The 18578-nt window shown below is 57.2% G+C and carries 18 protein-coding genes and 3 pseudogenes; 3 read left to right on the top strand and 18 right to left on the bottom strand.

All coding sequences use genetic code 11. The annotated features are described in order from the left end of the window. Window positions 1–7 precede the first annotated feature (7 nt). From AC0J5K_RS21030 to AC0J5K_RS21010, 5 genes and pseudogenes are all read right to left on the bottom strand, one after another. A pseudogene (locus tag AC0J5K_RS21030) lies at window positions 8–523 on the bottom strand (IS110 family RNA-guided transposase); the annotation flags it as partial. A gap of 43 nt (window positions 524–566) precedes the next feature. After that, the gene (locus AC0J5K_RS21025) at window positions 567–1358 is read right to left on the bottom strand and encodes a TniQ family protein (RefSeq protein WP_007803196.1); all 792 of its coding nucleotides are present in this window, start codon (window positions 1356–1358) and stop codon (window positions 567–569) included. Next, on the bottom strand, window positions 1355–2236 hold the full coding sequence (locus AC0J5K_RS21020; RefSeq protein ID WP_024099410.1) for a TniB family NTP-binding protein: 882 nt from the start codon (window positions 2234–2236) through the stop codon (window positions 1355–1357). The genes AC0J5K_RS21025 and AC0J5K_RS21020 overlap by 4 nt, the downstream gene beginning before the upstream one ends. 1 nt (window position 2237) lies before the next feature. Then, window positions 2238–3872: a Mu transposase C-terminal domain-containing protein gene (locus AC0J5K_RS21015; protein WP_024099411.1), complete on the bottom strand. Its 1635-nt coding sequence runs from the start codon at window positions 3870–3872 to the stop codon at window positions 2238–2240. A 129-nt stretch (window positions 3873–4001) separates the two neighbouring features. After that, on the bottom strand, window positions 4002–4664 hold the full coding sequence (locus tag AC0J5K_RS21010; protein WP_099249681.1) for a 3-hydroxyacyl-CoA dehydrogenase family protein: 663 nt from the start codon (window positions 4662–4664) through the stop codon (window positions 4002–4004). A gap of 301 nt (window positions 4665–4965) precedes the next feature. Here AC0J5K_RS21010 and AC0J5K_RS21005 point away from each other — a divergent pair, with 301 nt between their 5' ends. Further along, window positions 4966–5931 carry a LysR family transcriptional regulator gene (locus AC0J5K_RS21005; protein WP_274566150.1) on the top strand — a complete coding sequence of 322 codons (966 nt, stop codon included), beginning with the start codon at window positions 4966–4968 and terminating at the stop codon, window positions 5929–5931. Window positions 5932–6010: 79 nt separating this feature from the next. Here AC0J5K_RS21005 and AC0J5K_RS21000 read toward each other — a convergent pair whose 3' ends face one another. The 4 genes and pseudogenes from AC0J5K_RS21000 to AC0J5K_RS20985 all read right to left on the bottom strand — a co-directional run bounded on the left by AC0J5K_RS21000 (window position 6011) and on the right by AC0J5K_RS20985 (window position 9493). Next, complete coding sequence (locus AC0J5K_RS21000) at window positions 6011–6835, bottom strand: universal stress protein (protein ID WP_235872053.1); 825 nt, start codon at window positions 6833–6835, stop codon at window positions 6011–6013. Window positions 6836–6938: 103 nt separating this feature from the next. Continuing rightward, a pseudogene (locus AC0J5K_RS20995) lies at window positions 6939–7638 on the bottom strand (IS3 family transposase); the annotation flags it as partial. A gap of 162 nt (window positions 7639–7800) precedes the next feature. Beyond that, a complete protein-coding gene (locus tag AC0J5K_RS20990) occupies window positions 7801–8718 on the bottom strand; it encodes an alpha/beta fold hydrolase (protein WP_099249683.1) in 918 nt (305 codons plus the stop codon). A 64-nt stretch (window positions 8719–8782) separates the two neighbouring features. Beyond that, the gene (locus tag AC0J5K_RS20985) at window positions 8783–9493 is read right to left on the bottom strand and encodes an alpha/beta fold hydrolase (protein WP_274566154.1); all 711 of its coding nucleotides are present in this window, start codon (window positions 9491–9493) and stop codon (window positions 8783–8785) included. Window positions 9494–9564: 71 nt separating this feature from the next. Here AC0J5K_RS20985 and AC0J5K_RS20980 point away from each other — a divergent pair, with 71 nt between their 5' ends. Continuing rightward, window positions 9565–10116 carry a MarR family winged helix-turn-helix transcriptional regulator gene (locus AC0J5K_RS20980; RefSeq protein WP_074743516.1) on the top strand — a complete coding sequence of 184 codons (552 nt, stop codon included), beginning with the start codon at window positions 9565–9567 and terminating at the stop codon, window positions 10114–10116. 331 nt (window positions 10117–10447) lie between these two features. On the opposite strand, the pseudogene AC0J5K_RS20975 reads toward AC0J5K_RS20980, so the two are convergent. From AC0J5K_RS20975 to AC0J5K_RS20960, 4 genes and pseudogenes are all read right to left on the bottom strand, one after another. Further along, window positions 10448–11110: pseudogene (locus AC0J5K_RS20975) on the bottom strand (IS3 family transposase); the annotation flags it as partial. A 394-nt stretch (window positions 11111–11504) separates the two neighbouring features. Further along, a complete protein-coding gene (locus AC0J5K_RS20970; RefSeq protein WP_274566159.1) occupies window positions 11505–12743 on the bottom strand; it encodes an amidohydrolase family protein in 1239 nt (412 codons plus the stop codon). A 20-nt stretch (window positions 12744–12763) separates the two neighbouring features. After that, window positions 12764–13063, bottom strand: coding sequence for a hypothetical protein (locus tag AC0J5K_RS20965; protein WP_274566160.1), 300 nt, complete (start codon window positions 13061–13063; stop codon window positions 12764–12766). After that, window positions 13050–13415, bottom strand: a complete 366-nt coding sequence (locus tag AC0J5K_RS20960) for a Rieske (2Fe-2S) protein (protein WP_274566162.1) — start codon at window positions 13413–13415, stop codon at window positions 13050–13052. Before AC0J5K_RS20960 ends, AC0J5K_RS20965 begins: the two co-directional genes overlap by 14 nt. A 114-nt stretch (window positions 13416–13529) precedes the next feature. Here AC0J5K_RS20960 and AC0J5K_RS20955 point away from each other — a divergent pair, with 114 nt between their 5' ends. Beyond that, the gene (locus AC0J5K_RS20955) at window positions 13530–13982 is read left to right on the top strand and encodes a MarR family winged helix-turn-helix transcriptional regulator (RefSeq protein WP_274566163.1); all 453 of its coding nucleotides are present in this window, start codon (window positions 13530–13532) and stop codon (window positions 13980–13982) included. On the opposite strand, the gene AC0J5K_RS20950 is transcribed toward AC0J5K_RS20955, so the two are convergent. From AC0J5K_RS20950 to AC0J5K_RS20930, 5 genes are read right to left on the bottom strand one after another with little or no spacing between them, the layout of a single operon-like run. Further along, the gene (locus AC0J5K_RS20950; RefSeq protein ID WP_274566164.1) at window positions 13979–14914 is read right to left on the bottom strand and encodes an EamA family transporter; all 936 of its coding nucleotides are present in this window, start codon (window positions 14912–14914) and stop codon (window positions 13979–13981) included. The genes AC0J5K_RS20955 and AC0J5K_RS20950 overlap by 4 nt on opposite strands. A 27-nt stretch (window positions 14915–14941) precedes the next feature. After that, window positions 14942–15385: a hypothetical protein gene (locus tag AC0J5K_RS20945; RefSeq protein ID WP_274566165.1), complete on the bottom strand. Its 444-nt coding sequence runs from the start codon at window positions 15383–15385 to the stop codon at window positions 14942–14944. 13 nt (window positions 15386–15398) lie between these two features. Further along, window positions 15399–16391, bottom strand: coding sequence for an ABC transporter substrate-binding protein (locus tag AC0J5K_RS20940; RefSeq protein ID WP_274566166.1), 993 nt, complete (start codon window positions 16389–16391; stop codon window positions 15399–15401). Next, window positions 16388–17575, bottom strand: coding sequence for a Gfo/Idh/MocA family protein (locus tag AC0J5K_RS20935; RefSeq protein ID WP_076626059.1), 1188 nt, complete (start codon window positions 17573–17575; stop codon window positions 16388–16390). Before AC0J5K_RS20935 ends, AC0J5K_RS20940 begins: the two co-directional genes overlap by 4 nt. Continuing rightward, entirely contained in the window at window positions 17565–18503 is a 939-nt protein-coding gene (locus AC0J5K_RS20930; protein ID WP_007803173.1) for a PDR/VanB family oxidoreductase, read from the bottom strand. The genes AC0J5K_RS20935 and AC0J5K_RS20930 overlap by 11 nt, the downstream gene beginning before the upstream one ends. Between the last annotated feature and the right edge of the window lie 75 nt (window positions 18504–18578).

The raw sequence follows: 18578 nt of genomic DNA, 5'->3' as shown, positions 1-18578 counted from the left end.
TCCGCGCTCAGGAGACAGGGGCCGCGTAGATCTCGTTGCGGCGCAGGAGCGCCCAAGCGATCCGGGCAGTCTTGTTGGCGAGCGCGACCGCAACGACTTTCGGTCGCTTGCGTGCTTTAAGCCCAAGCATCCAAGCCTTGCCGGCATCGCCCTGCCTTGCAAAGCGAAGCACCGCAGTCGCGCCGGAAACGAGCAGTCGCCGGATATATCCATCACCCTGCTTGCTGATCCCGGTCTGTCGATCCTTGCCACTGCTTGAGTTCGCCCGTGGCGTCAGGCCTAGCCAGGCCGCGAACTGTCGTGCCGAGCGGAACAGGCTCGGATCCGGAACATTTGCAGCAATTGCGCTGGCGGTGATCGGTCCGATACCGGGAATGGTCGCCAGTCGCCGGCTCGTCTCGTGCGTCCGGTGCCACTCGAGGATCCGTTTCTCCAGGGCCTCAGCCTGATCGGCAATCGCCTCCGCTTGGCAGATCAACGCATGGATGGCAGCCGCAGCATGGTCAGGCAACTGTCGCGTTGCCCTTAAATCTGAGACACGACGCGTTCGGGGATATTTTTTGCCCTTAATTATGAGATTCCACTGCCATCGCGCCTATGCTTTTCGCGCGCTGCCGGGCGATGTAATCGACCGCGGCAAGCAGACGTGGCTCCTTATCGAAGGCGCGCAATAGAGCAACCCTTGCATAGTCGTCGATGCCGGAGCTTGAGATGGCCGCTTTGACCAGTGGACGGGATTGGGCTGCATCAATTGCAGCAAGGCAAAACAGCCTTACTTCCAGCCTGTGGCCCTGAAGAGCGTATAACGGATCTCCGCGGAAGGCCTTTAATGATATGGCAAAGGTGACCGCGCGCATTGCGCGCCGAAATTGCTTGGAGCTGCGTAATCGCGCGGCGTATTCAAGCCGCGCGGCGCCGTTGCGCGCACGATTTATCAGCTTTTCGGGCATCTGTTCGCCACTGGCCTTGCCGAGCGTCGGCACAAGTCTCGTCCCACAAACCTGGCAGTCGAATGCCCAGGCTCGCCTCCAATGCTTGAGCGAAAGGCCCTCTCTGGAACATTGCAGGCAATGCTGGAATGGTATCTGGGCCGTCAGCGAGGCTTCTCGTGTCGTCATTGCTGGGAAGGTCAAAGATCGCACAACATCTGGGTCAATCCGTGCGGCGTTGGCAATCTTCGCCGCCGCAGCCGCGTCGACGTTGAAGTTCAAGGCGGTGCCATGCGCGGTATCGATTCTGAGATGAGCCAGTAGTTCCGCATCATCACAGTAGTTGGCCGCCGCCAGCCTAGACAACCAACCTGACAACAACTCGTCGGGCAGCGGCGCGACAGTCTTGGGCAGCGGGTGCGGCTTCACACCCCGGACTTCTCGAGCCGCCGATGGGGGTTCGCATGGCGCGACCAAACCGGCGTCCATTTTGCGATTGCGTCATCGGTGATGCATTCATCACCTGTGACAATGGCGTCGATGGAAAGATCCTTGATCAGGGCGAAGATGCGCGAGGTCACCCCGCCGGTCAGCGCAAGTATCTGCTTTAGTGACTTGACCTTCAGATTGGATTTCTTCTCGAGGGGCATTGCCGCGATGAGTGTCTGGATCATGTCCGAGAACTCGGCGTCGTCGCGCCAGTTTGGAAGGTGATGTTCGTCCAGCCGCCTGGCAAGCTGGATATCACCACGGATGGCATCGACGGCCTCGCTGACCCCCAGGCAGACCAGCGACACTTCGAGTTCATTGCTGAGATACCGCAGAACATTGAGAAAGCGGCGCTGTTCGCGGTGGGTCCCGGCCAAGAGGTTGTGGACTTCGTCGATCATGATCATCCGCAGGCCAAGGTCGCGCAAGAGCGCGACGACACGGACTTCGAGGGAGGCCACATTTTGAGCGCGCGCGCTCAGTGCCGTGGCCGGTGCCCCGACGGTCGCCAGGATGTGCAGATAGAACCGTCGTTCGTCGGGAGCTGGTGGTGCTTGTAACAGTAACAGCGGCGTTCGCGTAATTCCCGATGCTGGGTCATATTCCGGTGCATATCTGCGCGAAAGATTGCGGGCGATCATCGTCTTTCCGATCCCGGACGCGCCATGCACAAGAAGGCCAGGCATACGGGTTTGCCTTGGCGCTTCGATCATACACTGCAAACGGTCCAGAACTTGTTCGGCCCGCGGAAAGCCAATCCAGATATCCGATTGAATGAGGGTGATCCGACCGTCTTCCTCTGTTTTTCCTGCCCTCAATTCACCATCTCTCCACCTTGAACAATGGGCGCGATGTATCACCCGTATCGATCGCGCGCAGCCCTTCGGTTGTTGAGACGGCCGAGTTGGCGCCCTCCAATGTCCCTTTTCTTTCACGGGATCGGCGTTCGGCCCTCGTCAGGCTCCGGCTTTCAGACTCGATTTGGCGTTGCTGTCGGATCAGCTCAGCCAGGACCAGCTCATTGGACCCGGACTTGCCAAGGGCACGGGCATTCCTCATGGCTTCGCGATATTCCCAGAGCGACACAGGCGGAATTTCCAGGTTTCGGTACCGAGCTTCGACGTATCGGTCATTATCCAGTTCGACCCAGATCACCGAGAGGTCGCGAGGGTCGTAGCGGACGACCACCTTTCCATCCCCGCGCCCGATGTGGCCTGCAAGCGCATCGGACCAGTACCGTATCTGGAACAGATGGATGCCGTCACGCCTGACCTTGCGCAGTTCACTTGGCAGAAAGCTCACCCGAAAGGCTTCAATCTCGAAGGGGATATCGCCCATCATTTGCTCTGAGAGCGCCTCCCATTTGGCAACGGGCGTGCAGCCAAGACTTGAATGAATGCTGTTGTTGTAGCGGCAGATTTCCAGAGCAAACCAGCGATCGAAGTCGCTTAAGGTCATCGTGGCCATGCCCTCGGCGTCATAGTCGCCCTTGGCCACGACCGAGGATTGCGTTGTTCCAGGCAACAGGTGCACGGCCCCCATCATCGTGCCGATCAATCGTTCGATGTGCCCTCCGAAATGAGGACTGCCTGGCGGCCGATAGACCAGATCGATCCCCCATTCTGCACATGCCGACCGAAAGGCATGCGACCGGAAATCGCGCCCGTTATCGACGTGGATGCTATGCGGTTTACCCTGCGCGGGCCAAGGAACATTGCGCACCAATTCCGCCAGAAGTTCCGCCTTGGGGGCCACAGCCTGTGTCAGGCAAAGCGCCACCGACAGACGCGAAGGTGCCTCGAGAGAGGTGTAATATCCGGTCACCATCCGCGTTGCGACGTCGATCGCCAGCGTGACCCAAGGCCGCCCAATTGGTTTGCGTTCAAAACTGTCGACGAGAATGATGTCCGCAGGCGTATGGTCGATTTGCACGACCTCCAGTGGCCGGTTTGCCTTGTTGTCGCCTACGACCGGCGCAAATTTCTGGCGGGCCGCCTTTGCGCCTTCGCGTGCCTTGGCAATTTCACGGGCATCCATTGCATCCAGCCTGCGCTGAACCGTCCGACGTGTCGGCGGTTGCAAGCCCTGCTGCCAGCACGCGCTTCGGATTTCTGTCACGATGCGCGACAGGCTTGGGCGTTCCCGCCGTAAGAAATAACGGCGAAGATGTTCTTCGATCACCGCTTCCACCTTGCCGGATATCAAGGTTGTACCAGTCGGGCGGCCCCGTTTCCGAGAAGCCAGCGCGCTGGTGCGCCCACCCTCTTCGGCCAGACGCTTTATCCAGCGCCAGACAGTCGCCCTGCTGACACCAAGCTCCCAAACGGCGTCATTGATGCCACTTTCCAGACTGCCAGTTCCTTTGAGATATGCCTGAACAAGCGGACGCAGAACGGCCGCCCTGCGCGCCTCCTCAGCACCAGCGGCAACGAAGTCTTCGCGATCATCATCCATCAATATTTGCCACACGAAGCTGCGAACCCTGTCTCAGGTTTAAGGGCAAAAATATCGGATTTAAAGGCAAAATATCATATTTAAGGGCAAAGCAAGGCCGTTGATTTCGTTGGATTTCTCATCTCACAATTAAGGGCTACGCGACACCAAGCCTTCGTCCATCAGACGATAGATCTCGGTCAGCATGGCAAACTGAATTCGGTTCACAAGAAAGCCCGGACGTTCGAGGATCGCGACACCAACATGTTCGATGTTCTGCACCAGCTTGCGGCTCCATGCCACCAACTCCGCCGGTGTATCGGCCGCGTGGATCAACTCGATTACCGGAACGATATGACCCGGAGTAACATAGTGAATGCCCATCATCCGCTCTTTGCGCGTCATTTGCGCGGCGATGTCGGAGATCAGGAAGGACGAGGTGTTGGTTGCCAGCACCATGTTTTCTGGACAGATTCTGTCGAGTTCCGCGAACAGGGCCTGTTTGACTTCCAGGGATTCCTGCACTGCTTCATGCACGAGGAAGGCCCCTTCGACTGCGCTTGCAAGATCCGGCTCAAGTGTCACTCCGGCTAGCATGGCCTCCGATGCATCCGAATTCTCGACCAGTCCTGCCGCGATCGGGCGGGCCCGCTCCACATAAGTGTCAAGCATGGTCTGATTGCTGTCGCAGATCACCGCATCATAGCCGTGATGCGCATAGAGTGTCGCGATGACGCATCCCATGAATCCGGCCCCGACGACGCAAATCCTACCGGACCCGGGCGGCTCCGTACCGAACGCAAATTCCTTCAAACTTTCCTCCTCCCTTGAAATGGTATGAACCTTCGCCTCTTCTGGACGACAGGCTTATAGCCGACTGTTTCACCCGAGCCGCTGCGATAGCCGCGCGAGGATCAGGAATGTTCCGATTGTGCGATGCCGAGCGGCCTCGCGTCCAATACGCAAACGTCGACAATATATATGGCTATGGTTATGATTTAATGCCGGGCGCTCAATCAACTGAGTTGATTCCTGAACTTGCCCGACTGATTTATTGTGGTTTTGGTATGCTTCCGAGCCATCAAACCGGATGCCTGACACAGGAGAACAGGAATTGCCCAAAGATCGGCCAGAAGAACCGAGCGACACGCTGTCGAAAGACTTGCTTCGGTCGCGCAACCTCACGCTGCACAAGCTGCACGTCTTTTGCACGATCGCCAAATTCAACAGTGTAACCCGCGCGGCGGAGTATCTGAATATCGCGCAACCCGCAGTTACCGCCCACCTGCGCAGTCTTGAGAAGAGCCTTGGTGTCAAGTTGGTGCGCAAGGCTGGGCGCAACATCGAACTAACACAAGCCGGGCGTCGCACTCTTGCCTGGGCGAAGGAAACTATTCAGCGCAGCTCAGATATGTTTCTTGACCTTGCAGACATCAAGAAAGGTCTGGTTGGCCGAACGCGGATCGCCTCGTCGATGGTGGCCGGCACTTACAAATTGTCTGAAACTATAATTGCGTTCAAAAAGGAATTCCCATCAGCCAGGATTTCGGTGTCGATGGCCAGCCCCTACCTTGCCACGGAATCAGTACTGCTTGGGGATTGCGACTTCGGGATCACTTTGGTTGATCACAATCGCGACACCTCACGGTTGGAGATCGAATTGCTCTGGCGCGAGCCGCTTTATCTGGTGGCCGCGATAGAGAGCCGATTGGTCGGCGATGTCGCTTATATCGATGAGCTAGGGACATTGCCGCTGATCACCCCGCCGAAGGGGCAAATGGCGCGAGAACTCATCGACGAGGTGCTGCGCGCCGCTGGGGTTGTGAGAACCAACAGCGTACTGGCCTTCGGGCATCCCGAGCCGATCCTAAATGCGATCCGCGCCGATGTCGGGGCCGGTTTCGTCTTCAAGAGCGCATTGCCGAGGGACCCAGAGGCGTCGGGGCTTCGCCTTGTGGATACACCAGAGCTGGAAATTGCGATGCCACTGTTCCTAGTCTACGACAAGAAGACGGTGTTCTCCGCGCCGCAAATTCAGCTCATGGATCGAATCCGCCAATCCTTCGCCGAGCCTGCATGATCATGTACAGAAGGCCCCGCGCGGGGGGCGACACTGCGAGCCATGCAAAGGACACCCTCCGAAGGGCACGACGATGCGGTCAGTGGGACATGAACACCGGCACTTGGCTGCTCCTGATGACTTCGTGGGTAACGCCCCCGAACAGGTCTTGCGAAAACTTGCTGTGTTCGAAAGCCCCCATCACGATCAACTTTGCCCCCAACTCGGCAGCGGTCCGTTGAATAACGTCGGCTATGCCGTTCTTGCCTTTGGGGCGCTCGACCTGTTCCACGTCAACACCATGGCGTCGGAGGTGGGTGACAATGTCTGTTCCTTCGGGCATTTTCGGCAGGCTCGCGCCAACGCTCAAGATCGTGACCTTGCGCGGTCTCTCCTCCAAGATCGTCATAGCGTCGTTGAGCGCTCGGGCTGCCGAGCGCTTTCCATCCCAGGCGACGAGAGCATGTGAACCAAGTTTGTCGGTGGAGTATCCATTGGGTACAACAAGGACTGGGCGGCCGCTTTGTAGTGCCATGAGATCGGGGTTCACAGCACGAAATTCATCGGTAGGAAGGTTCGAGTGGTAGCCTGTCACCACAAAATCAAAATTACGTGCGATTTCGGGCAAACTTAACTTTCCGATCTCGCTTGGCATAACAAAACGCGACCGTTCGGCCACTCCAGCCGAAGAAGCTTGCTCCTCAAAAAAGGCTCGAGCAGCTTCGATTTTCTCATTCCGCACATTTCCGAGCTTGCCGAGAAGGTCTTCGGTCAGGCCGAGAACATGTTCGAAGTAGGAAGAAGTGCTGCCATATACCGCCGTCAGCCATGCATCGTGCTTGGCCGCAATTTTTGTCGCATGACCTACGCCACTCGGGAATCCAGCACTCCCGGAATGCGTAATAAGGATATTCTTGATGCTCATCTTCGCCTCACTGATCGAACGCTAAGGCACGCTATCATCTGATTACTTAGATGTCTATGTTTTTTGCCGCACTTCAAGAGATAGCCGGGTCGCGATCGCCGCTAGTAAGCGTCCGATAGCCCCGGCCATCAGCGGTGCGGTCCTGGACGAAGTCGTAGGACCAGACATGGTTGGGTCGCTCGGGCCGCAGGCGCACACACGACCCGTCGTTCAGCCAGAGCCGTCCCTTTTTCTTCTGCTTTTTGGGGTCCTTCAGCCCTTCGCGTCGCCAGATGCGCTCGACCCGCTTGTGGTTCACCAGCCAGCCCGCGTTGTTCAGCAGACCCGTCACCATCCGATATTCATAGCGCCCGTACTAATCGGCCAGCTCGATGATGTCGCCTGTCAAACGTGTCTCATCAACACAGCCCAGCGGAATTTTACACTGCGTGAATCGGTGCTGGGCCAAAGTACGGCAGGCGCGGCGCTCAGACACGCCCAGTTCCTGCCGAACTTGGTCAATGCACTTGCGGCGACGCGAAGGTTAAGAAGTTTCCCCTGGCTGCCTCGGTTGGAATGAGCTCGTCCAAGCTCAGATTAGACACCGCCCGTCTCAGCCTCTGGTTCTCTTTCTCAATCTCTCTCAGCCGAGCAAGTTGTGACCGCTGCATCCCGCCATAAAGTTTACGCCATCGATAAAACGTTTGCTGCGTCACGCCGATCTGACGCACCGCCTCGACAAGTGTCACACCTTGTCCCTGCAGCACTTCAACCTGTCGAAGCTTAGATACAATATCTTTCGGCTTCTCTCGTTTTGCAGCCATCGCTGATCCTCCAATCTATGGGACAAAGCTATCCCAGTTGGTGGACCACTTTCAGGGGGCTGCTCCAGAGTCACAGGTTCAATCCCTGTCATACCCGCCATTTTCTCAACTGGACGAGCGCTGAGCAGAGCCCGTATCCTGTGTTTGCGTTGGGCTGATTCTCTACGACTCGTTGATAAGAACTAGGATAAGATCAAGGATCTGATCGCTGTTGCGTTCGAGCATCATCATGTGTCCGTTTCCGGTGATGTCATGGTCGGGTAAGTATACAAAGCGGCTGATCATCCCCTGTTCCGTCAGGAAATCGCCGATAGCGGAGTCCGTAGCGGGGGGATGATCGGGGTCGCTGTCGCCGGTGACAATCAGAACCTGGGTCCCGGCCAGTGCATTTGGGGTCAACATTCGCAATTGCTGACCTTCGAAATTGACACGCTCCAGAAAAAGTTGTCGAGGGACTGCCTGCAGTCCGGCAAGGTAGCTGTCAGTGTGTTGACGGGGAAACTGCGTGCTTGAGCCTATGAGTTTGGCGCGGGCTGCCTCATGGCTGAGCACAACCGGCCCGTTCGGATGTACATCGAGTGGAACGCCGGCAAATTCCATGGTCAATCGATCCGGGCCTTGAGACATCAGTTTGGCGACTGGCTGGATGTTGCCAGGCGGGCCAGGCGCGATCGCGACCAAACGGCTGAGCCGGCCGGCCAGCAATTCGGCAATCCGCCAGCCAATGGCGCCGCCCATAGAATGGGTCCAGAGGATGATTTCGCCCTTGAGAGTTTTTACCGCCGCAGCTATCTGGTCGGCAACGAGCTGTCCCGTCAACTTTTCGGGCGGGACATAACCGCTGCGGCCGCACCCCGGCCAATCGACGCATATGACGCGATCACCGGTGCGAGCGAGCCGTAAAGCCCAACCTTCCCGGTTATCCGGCGTCCGCATCCAGCAGGCGCCAGTGTGCATGCCGCCGTGTACCATGACGTGGGTTCTTGCGAAATCGGTGTCAGCCGGGGCAATGATGTCGGCGTAAACGCAATCCAGCCCAAGGGGGCCGGATGTTTTGGACAGGCATGCGTCCTCAATCATTGGATTCCATTGCCTTGGGGCAACCTGAAGCTGCACCCTCCAGGGATCAATGCATTGGGACGCATCAGAGGACGCTGTCGATGGTGTCGGCCAATTCGCGTGGGCGTGTCATCATCGCCTGATGGCTGCCGGGACTTTCGGCGGTTTTGGGATTTTCCAGGCGGGACGCCATGTTGCGATAGACCTCAGCAGGCATGGCCATATCTTCTTTGAGGAAGACGTAGGCAGATGGGTGTTTCTTCGCCCAGAAGCTGTTGAGGCGGATCGGTTGATCGAGCCATCCCATCGGGCAGGGTATCAACCGCTGCGCAAGCCGGTCCAAGCTTTCCGCATTGGCGTCCTGCATGAAAGCTCTGTCCCACAACTCCCGGGTCATGGGGACCGTGTCGTCAGGAGATGCGCTGGCCATCGCGGTCAGACCTCCCACGAGTTCTGCGGGCAGTACATCATTTATGCATTCGCCATCGTGCAGGACCCAGGCGTCCACAAAGGTAATGTTTTTTACTGCATCCGGCATAGCGTCAGCCACCAATTGCGCCAGCGGGCCGCCGCCGCTATGTCCGACTATTGCGAACTCTGTCCAGCCTTGGTCCTTGATCCTGGCAATGAGGTCGTCGGCAATTTTGGAAATTGTCACCCCGGCCCTGTCGTCGTCCTTTTCGTGGCCCAACATTGTGGGGTGGAAGGTCTCATGGCCCTTCTCTTCAAGCGCTGCGGCGACGTCGTCCCACGCCCAGCCGCCCTGCCAGCCTCCATGCACCAATATGATTTTCATGATTACCTCCCATGGCGTTAAGATGTTATTCAGTGTATATATGATAGGATGAATTCGTTCCATATGCAACTATGAAATCCGATGAAAGCAAAAATGAGAAGGATGTGGGTTTACAGGACCGCGATGCGATCCTGAACGGTACTGAAATACCGTTCGCCTACAAAGCCTCCTATATTCTCAACTTCTATCGAGAGCCCTTATTCAGGGTTATTGAAAATGAGCTTGGCCTGAAGCGATCCGAGGCGATCTTGCTGCTTTTTTTGTCGTTTCGCGATGGCGTGGCGGCCCAGGAAATGTGCGATCTGACCGGTCATTCCAAGACCAATGTAAGCCGTGCAGTTAACGCGCTGAACAAAAATGGCATGATTACACGAGATGTCGATCCGGGTGATAATCGCCGTCAATTGCTCTACCTGACCGATCTGGGACGGCGTGCGTATAGTGCATTCATTCCCGAACTCATGGCCAGGGAGGCGTCCATGCTGGCGCCCCTTTCAAAGGCGGAGCGGCGGCAATATATGTCGCTACTGACGAAGATCGCTGGCGGCGTTCCAGGTTGGACTGGCAAGAGCGACGATCTGGATGCGAGCGCACGGCGCATGCGCCGTAAATTCGTCGATTAACCCCAAGCGTCAAAGGGGCACTTCTTATTGCATGTGCAGTGGGCGGCTATTTCCTTTGGAAACCTAGGACCTCACCCGTCAGCGATAAAAAAGCCGACATTCCAATCGGCGGTGACCAGTCAAGTGGGCAGAAAATTGCTGAAGAGTGGAACCGCAAGAGCATGCTCACCTAAAATCAGAGGCCATTTCGAATGACCGCAGATCGGAGGAAGATATAGACAACAACGACCAGATTTTCTCCATCAAACGTGTGACAGAAGATTTCCTGTGCCGCCTATGTAATGTGCTACCCAACGCGCCCTCGGCGGTTGTCAGAGTTTCCGCCCTTTGATCAGGTACACGGGCTGGTGTCGTGCGCTGTTTTCATCAGGTACGCCGGGACTTTGTGCCCGATGGCGCTGTGCGGCCGTTCCTCGTTGTAGTCTCTATGCCAAGCCTCCAACTTTTCCGCCGCATCTTCAAGGCTCATGAACCAATGGCTGTTCAGGCATTCTGCCCGGAATCGCCCATTGAACGCCTCGATGAAGGGATTGTCCGTCGGTTTGCCTGGTCTCGAGAAGTCGAGCGTGATGCCGCGCTGGTAGGCCCAAAGGTCCATGTCGCGCGAGATGAACTCGCTGCCCTGGTCGACCCGGATCGTGGCCGAATAGCCGATACGGCGGCATACCCGCTCGAGCGTAGCGACCACATCCTCGCCTCGATAGCTGAACCGCGGATCAAGCACCGGCACGAAGCCTGAGAAGGTGTCGACAACCGTCAGAACTCTGATCTTCCGCCCCGTTGCCAGTCGGTCATGCACGAAGTCCATGGCCCAGACATCGTTCGGCCCAACGGCTTCCGTACAGTCCTCTCGTAGCTTCGCCTTCACCCGCCGCTTGGGCGTCTTGTTCCTGAGCTGCATGCCCAATTCCTTGTAAATGCGATAGGTCTACTTAGCATTGATCTCCTAGCCCTCGCGCTTCAACAGCACATGGACACGACGGTATCCGAACCGGATCACCGCACAGGCCTGGCGGATCGACACCTGCCAATCCGCCAGCATCTCATCGACCAGCGTCCTCTTTCGGGCAGACCTCCGCGACGGGCGTCCCGTCCTCGGCCTGCTTGATGATGAACGCCTTCTACGCGTCCGTGAACTTCGATGCCTTCATGCGTTTCCGCTCCTCTCCCAGCCTGGGAAATCTAGCGAAAAACCCTAACCAGAATCGAGGGCGATTCCGGGGGTCACATCATCCTCGACACCGTTAGGGCGGGTTCAACGGACGCTCACGCCGTTAGACAAACTGCGCGCCGCTCGAGCATGAAAAAGGCCACCCGGATGTTCTCCGGGCAGCCTCGCAGCGATCCGTATATGCGTGTCCTGTTGGAAACGGACGACGAGAACGGCGTCAACCTTTGGCGTTTGCCTCCAGTTTCCACTCGGACATAACTGGGTCAAGATTGAACAGTTTCTGCGCGTTTCCACCTAGAATGCTCCGCTTGGCCTTCTCGTCCAAGAACGGAAGATCATAGATCGTGCTCGGAAGATCCATATCCCAATGCGGGTAGTCGGACGAATAGAGCAACTGCGATTCTGCGTTTATCATCTTGAAGGTGACCTCCAACGCTTCGCGGTTGTCCACCAGCTCCATCGGCTGCGTAGAGTAGAACATCTCGCGCATGTAATCGCTGGGTTTTTTCTTCAAGAGCGGGGCATCGGATGTACGCATCATGTACTCGTTGTCCAGCCGTTGCATCAGGAAGGGAACCCAAGCCAGACCACTTTCGATCCACATGGTTTTCAATTTTGGGAAACGCTCGGGCATGCCGTTCATAACCCAGTTGGTCATGTGGATGATGTTACAGAAGCTGAAACCAAGCGCGTGAACTGAGATAAACTTGTTCAGCTGTGCCAACGAGGTGTCGGCCCAGTGATAAGCCGCGTGGAAGCCAAGAGGCATTCCGTGCTCTTCCAGTTTGGCATAAATACGCATGTTTGCGCTGTCATGCACTGGGCGCTTGAGATAGCCAGTCGAAAGGAACCCAACGACGCCTTTCTTTTCGGCGAACTCGTCAATCATCTTCTCGGCTTCGTGCGGCTCGTTCATGGGCAGATAGACCATGGATACGAGGCGATTGTCTTCTTCAAGAATGCGCTCGCTCAGCCAACGGTTATAGGCGCGGGCCATTGCCACCTCGACCTCGACTTGGGGGTGCGTCGCCAACAGCAGCATTGGGGTTGGGAAAAGGCACGCCATATCCGTACCCATCGCGTCCATCCAGCGCCGGGCCAAAGTGATGTCGCGGTGCGGCTCTTCGGGGACAATTTCTTTGTCCCGACCCGCATAGCGCGTCACGCGCCCAGCCATGTCCTGCGAACCGATCGCCTGCGGAATAAGGCCGGCTCGACCAACGTTACCGGCTGACAAGCCAAGATGGCGCATCACTGGGTCGTCCATGTACTGCAGGATTTCCGGCAAGGCCTCAGTCTCATAGTGGTGGCTGTCCACATCGCAAATGAAGAAGTCTTTGTAGTTGCGATCTTCCGCTTGCTTACGTGCGTTCTTCAGCAGCTTGCTGGTATTAAATTCCTGGATCGCCGGATCGTTATCCGAACTGTAGTTCATCGTGTTGCCCGTTAATGACATTTTATCTCTCTCCCCTCGTGTTACGGATTTAGTGTCTGCCACATGCCCAACTCGAACACCGCCATATCGGCGGCATCGAGAATGCCGGTCGCGGCGATGGCGACAGCTGTCGCCGAGACATCGTTGTCTCGTGGGAATGCGGGCAAGCCGTCATTGGTTTCGCGAAGTTTTGCATATGCAGTCACAGCGTGTGAAAGCAGCGCCTGAAGTTGCTCGGCGCGCAGGCCACTGCTTTCGGGGTTGCGAAGTGCATTCAGGACAGCATCGAGCGATGCGTCCAGAGCAGGAGCTTCAGTGGCTATTTGATCAAATTTCGACATAGACCTCACCCCCTCTCTCCACCACGTTGTAGCGTTTCATTTTGTATTTCGGATCGCCGACCGCTTCGCCCGTCGCAATCTTGAATTCCCAGCCATGCCACGGGCAAACGAAATGCAGTTCGTCTTCGTTGAAGGTCTGCCGGAGCGTGCGCTGCTGGTCGTCGAGTTCGACGCAGACCTGCGGCATCTTTAGGCCTTCGCATACCGGCCCGCCCTGGTGCGGACACACGTTCTTATATGCAACGATGTCTCCTTTGTGCCGAATGACCCCGATCTCGATCCCGTCGACCTCGCAAATTTTTGCCGTCTTGTCGCTCAAGTCCGACACCGCGCATAGCAATCTTTCTGGCATCTTAGCTCCTCCGTCTGTTGCCCAGTCTTGCTTCAAGTTAGTAAGATTGCCTTACTATAAGAACAGCTTTAGAATTGTCAAGAAATAAGACATCTAAATTAGGGGGCGCAAGTCGTGCCGCAATCACCTTCCAAGAAACGTGGTCTTGGGGCGTCGCTCCGCCTGGCGCATCATCTTTATGGTAAGCTGCTGCAGGAGCAGTTGCGCGAAACCGGGCTCAGCATGGCGCAGTACATTCATCTCCGGTGCCTGAGAGAGGAAGGCAAGCTAAAACAATCCGAGCTTTCCGGGTTGTTGGGCATCGAAAAGGCGTCGTCCACACGCGTCCTGGACGAGCTCGAAAAGCGAGATCTTATCACGCGTAACCGCAGCCAGTCCGACCGGCGCGTGGTTCATGTCGACCTGACTGACGCAGGCCTTCGAACGATAGATGGCGCAATGAAATCTGCGCGTCTCGCGGCAGATCACGCCTCGGCGGGATTTGAACCCGACGAGTTGGGTCACCTTTTCGCTGCGATGGACAAGCTGCTGGACAATCTCGCAATTGCGTGTTGCCAGTCCCACTAACCAAACCTTGGCGCAAGGGCGAGAAGTGTCACACCGGTCGCGGCTAGTGCAGACGACAGGTAGAATCTGGGACCCGGGCGCCGTTCGGTTTTGAAGATGTGGCCTGCGAGCCAGGCGGCAAAGAACATCTCGATCGAAGACATGATCGCGACGACGGTCACATCAGTGAACATAAGCGAAAAGAACAGCGCCACTTGCCCAACGGTCATCGAACTGCCAGCCAGCAGTTGCCACCCGCTCGGCCGCTGAATTCGCCAGGACAACGCGTTGCGCGATTTGAACCGGAACACCCAGGAGACCGCGAACCACATTAGGCCCGTCATCGCACCGATGAACACGCCGGCCAGAGGGTCAGGCAAAGTCTGCATGGCGAGCTTTCGGGAGACAAAAGAGCCGCCATACCCGGCGGCGGACGCTACGGCCATCGCGCGGCCCTTGTTCCTCTCTTGAGGGTCGGGATCTCCGACCGCCAAGTCAGAAGCCGATTTGACCGAAGCGCGTGACATCATGATTACCACGCCGCTGGTAACCAGGAAGAAGGCGATGACCACTGGTATCGTAATGACCTCACCCAGAAAAAAAAACGCCAACAGCGCCGCAAACACAGGTATCAGGCGTCGGATGAATCCGGTTTCGATGGCTCCGGCAAGCTCTACGGAGCGAAACAGCGTGAGACGGCCGAGAACGTTACCAAGCACCCCTGCTGCAACGAAATAGGCCACACCAATGAGCACACCGAGTCCAAGTTCCGGCATCGTTGGACCCAGGAGCAGCCAAAGCGCCCCTGAGACAAAGGCGGTCATCAGCACAGAGATAAGAACGTCGTTGCCGCGGCCTTGAACCGATTGGGAACTCTTGGCAATGGAAACCGAACTCAAGGCGTAGCAGAACGCTCCGAACGCGGCCAAGAGGCCGCCGAACCCCGCAGTCATCGCGCGTGTCGGCGCGGATTGTACCTGCTACTTGTCATGGGCCAGCAACTGATCCAGGAAGTGGTCTGAGGATATAACCTCGCGCATTGGCAGCGTCTCCTGCTGCTCCATCAGCTCGGTAGAATAGGTCAACCCTTGGCCGTCCCAGAACCACCAATAGATGATCTCGCCTTGCTTGTCGCGAATCGGCATCCGGAAAATCGGGAAACTTCTTTCCGAATGCGGAATGTCCGACCTTCCGGCAAGCGCGTGCTTCAACCCTAACCGATTCAATGCCCCTGTTAAGGGTACCATGGCCATCGGTGCGGGTTTTTCGGCCAATACAGTCACATTGTCGGGCCGGTGCTCGTAAGGCCCCGGGAGGAACTTGACCACGGGAGGATAGCTCGGGTGGGTATGGGTGAGCTGCACGTAAGCCAACCCCTTCGGTGTTTCGACCTCGACGATATCTCCGGGTGCGTACTCTTCCATTGTGGCGCTCCTCTTAAAGGCTGTAGGCTTCTAGGGTCGAGGGATGGAACAGTTCTTCGATCTCCACTCGGCGCGGGGACAGACCCTGACTCGCGTGGTAATCCAAAAACTTGTTCAGGACATGGGCGTTGCCGCCGACGCCATAGCTCCATGGGTCGTCACCCATTAGCGCATGCACGCGGTTGAGATTATCCTCGACGAAGGGCATCGTTACTTTCGTTGCCGAGGTGTCAGACAGAGCTTCTTCTGCCAACAGCTTCGATTGCGTGAACGCCTTGAGCAGGGCGGCGGGTAGGAACGGGTATTCTTCTGCGAGGCTGCGGCGCACCCCAAGGACATGCATGATCGGAAAGATCCGTGTCTTTTCGAAATAGGCTTCGGCCGTAGCGATGCTGTCTGCAAAGAGCCGACCTACGTGCGGATGCCGCTCGGCGAAACAACGCGGCCAACGCGGGCCGACGAAGCCGTCGATCTCACCGGCCTCGAGCATGCCATTCAGCGTGCTGCCAACTGGCGCCTCTTCCATGCGGATATTGTCGGGTAACTGAACCTTGATCTTTTCGGGCCGGCCCGGCGTATCCATACCGCCGCGCACCCAGATGATGTCGGAGGGTTTGACACCGTATTCCTCTTCGAGAATGCCGCGCACCCAGACATTGGCGGACAGCTGGTATTCGGCGATGCCAATGCGCTTGCCCTTTAGATCCTGCGGCGTGTCGATCCCTTTGTCGGTTCGAATGTAGACTGAAGTGTGACGGAATGCCCGGCTCAGAAAGACCGGGATCGCGACATAGTGCGGATTTCCGCGGGCGACCGAGATCGAATAGGAGGACAACGAAATTTCGCTGATATCGAAAGCTTCGTGGCGGAATGCCCGGAAGAACATTTCCTCTGGGGACAGTAGCATGGGCACGGGATCGACACCGTCTATCTGCACTCTTCCATCCACAATGGCACGCGTCCGGTCATAATTTCCCATGGCAAGGGATAGTTTGAGATTGCTCATCCAGTTTGTTCCTCCTCATTTGTTTTGCATTGTTGCCGCAGGTCGACAGGTTGGCCGGTCGAGGCGGACTGCAGGATCGCATGGCAAACCTCCAGGCTTGCCAGACCCCACGCGCCCGTCTGGACGGGGGCCTTGTTCTGGCGGACAGCGGCTACCAGTGCATCGTTCACGGTTCTACGTGGCGCGGGCCCGAATGTCACTTCGATGAAGCCACGCTCGGTGTCACCAAATACTTCAACTCCGTCCGGAGTCAGCTTTAGGTCGGCACGGTCGCAAAGCGCGATGACTGGGCCAAAATGCTCGTTGTGCTTTGCGTCGACCGTCTTACCGCTGCCGAATGTGCGCGTCGTCTTGAGGCGCGCCTCGTCATCGGGATCGAGGTCCATCAGCGCCCGCCTTGCATCGCCATAGGCGCCGGCGAGTTTTCGCTGCCCCAGCTCTCCGACGTCGTTCATCCAAATGTCGCTATCGAAATGGGCATAGCCCGAATAGGTGAGATTGGCGACGCATCCACCCTCAAAGTTCATCAGCGCCGTAAAGGCGCCTTCTGTTGGACGCTTTGGATCCCATGCCCCGGTCATGGCATAAATCTTCTCTCCCATGCCGCCCGCAAGCCGTCGGACCACGTCGATCTGGTGGATGGCCTGGCTGAACAGCACCCCTCCTCCTTCTTCGGTGCGCAGCTCCTCCGGGCGTCGGGGACGATACAGGAAGTCAGTGTAGTTAAGGGCCTGGATCATTCTCAGCTGGCCGAACTTGCCGCTCGCGATCAACTGCGCGGCCAGCTCGACCGGCGGATCGAAACTGTGGCTGGGCCCAACGATCAGGTGAACCCCCGCCTCGTTCGCGGCGGCGACCATGGTCTCGGCGTCTTCCATCGAGATCGCGAGCGGCTTTTCCACGAGAATGTGCTTTCCAGCGCGCGCCGCGGCCAGAACGTGATCTACATGCATTTGGTGCGGGGTGGCGATGTAGATCGCTTCCACAGATGGATCGGCGCATAGTTCCTCGACAGTCGGATAGGCGACACCGCCGTATTGCTCTTCGAATGCGGCCCGGCTTTCCGCCCTCGGCGCGGCCGCGGCCGTGAGCTTGACGCGTGCGTCGGCATCAAAGGTGGGGACCATCAGCATGAAAGCCCGCCCCAATCCCGCAACTCCGAGGCGGACGGGATCAGAGGTCAAGAACCAGCCTCCCCGATAGCGCGCGCGATACACAAATCATTATATGGTCGCTTTTTTCCTCTTCCATAAGCACCATGTCGCGATGGTCAGCTTCCCCTTCGAGGAGGCGGATCTTGCAGGTGCCGCATGTGCCACTTTCACAGGAGCTGGACGTTGCGAATCCGGCGTCACGCAATGCCTCCAAGATCGAACGATCTTCGGGCACCGTGACGGTTTCGCTACTTTTTTTCAGCTCCACTTCGAAAGAGACATCGTCTTGGCGCACCACATCGACGGGCTTGAAATCCTCGAAGTGAACTCGCCCCTCCGGCCAGTGCCCGGAAACGGCCTTGATTTCATCCATCAGCGGTTTCGGACCACAACAGAAGACGTGAGTGGCACGGGGCGTGACGAGATCGTCCCAGAAATCGTAGACTGCATCCGGAGCGCCGCCGTCATGGTGCACAATGATCCGGCCATCGAAATCTCTCATCAGTTCATCCAGATAGGCCGATTCCTCCGGACTGCGGCTGACGTAGATGATTCTGAGCATCTTGCCCTTCTTGTCGAGATACCGTGCCATCGACAGAATCGGCGTGATCCCGATACCGCCGGCGATGAGCAGGTACTTCTGAACATCGGTTAGCGGGAAATCGTTTTCCGGGAATTCGACTGTCAACTCGGACCCGACGGTCGCCTGTTCGTGCATCGACGCGGAGCCCCCACGCGAATTCGGTTCTCTTTTGATCGCGACAACAAATTCCTTTGGGTCGCTGCCATCGTTGATCAGTGAATAGCGACGCATCGCTCCGGACGGAGTTTCCAAGGTGATGTGAGCACCAGGATCGAAACTAGGGAGCACATCGGCCCCAACCGGCACCAGGGTGAATTCGGCGATGCTCGGGGTCAAGTCACGCCGTTTCTCGACGCGCATCTTGATATTCTCCATGAGGTCCTCCCATATGGTCGTGATTGTGAATTTGTTTAGATAGCTAAGTTATGTGTGTCAACCGACCTTGAACTA

The organism is Marinovum sp. E3 (genome assembly GCF_055755275.1).
Note: the sequence above shows the minus strand (reverse complement) of the source record. Positions and strands in the feature narration are given on the sequence as shown.

Bases quoted from the DNA above. Each gene is read 5' to 3' on its own strand.
- AC0J5K_RS20965 (WP_274566160.1), bottom strand. From the start codon at position 13,063: ATGTCGAAATTTGATCAAATAGCCACTGAAGCTCCTGCTCTGGACGCA.
- AC0J5K_RS21000 (WP_235872053.1), bottom strand. From the start codon at position 6,835: ATGAGCATCAAGAATATCCTTATTACGCATTCCGGGAGTGCTGGATTC.
- AC0J5K_RS20945 (WP_274566165.1), bottom strand. From the start codon at position 15,385: ATGGAAGAGTACGCACCCGGAGATATCGTCGAGGTCGAAACACCGAAG.
- AC0J5K_RS20980 (WP_074743516.1), top strand. From the start codon at position 9,565: ATGAAATCCGATGAAAGCAAAAATGAGAAGGATGTGGGTTTACAGGAC.
- AC0J5K_RS21015 (WP_024099411.1), bottom strand. From the start codon at position 3,872: ATGGATGATGATCGCGAAGACTTCGTTGCCGCTGGTGCTGAGGAGGCG.
- AC0J5K_RS20950 (WP_274566164.1), bottom strand. From the start codon at position 14,914: ATGACTGCGGGGTTCGGCGGCCTCTTGGCCGCGTTCGGAGCGTTCTGC.
- AC0J5K_RS20930 (WP_007803173.1), bottom strand. From the start codon at position 18,503: ATGGAGAATATCAAGATGCGCGTCGAGAAACGGCGTGACTTGACCCCG.
- AC0J5K_RS20970 (WP_274566159.1), bottom strand. From the start codon at position 12,743: ATGTCATTAACGGGCAACACGATGAACTACAGTTCGGATAACGATCCG.
- AC0J5K_RS20940 (WP_274566166.1), bottom strand. From the start codon at position 16,391: ATGAGCAATCTCAAACTATCCCTTGCCATGGGAAATTATGACCGGACG.
- AC0J5K_RS20990 (WP_099249683.1), bottom strand. From the start codon at position 8,718: ATGATTGAGGACGCATGCCTGTCCAAAACATCCGGCCCCCTTGGGCTG.
- AC0J5K_RS20960 (WP_274566162.1), bottom strand. From the start codon at position 13,415: ATGCCAGAAAGATTGCTATGCGCGGTGTCGGACTTGAGCGACAAGACG.
- AC0J5K_RS20985 (WP_274566154.1), bottom strand. From the start codon at position 9,493: ATGAAAATCATATTGGTGCATGGAGGCTGGCAGGGCGGCTGGGCGTGG.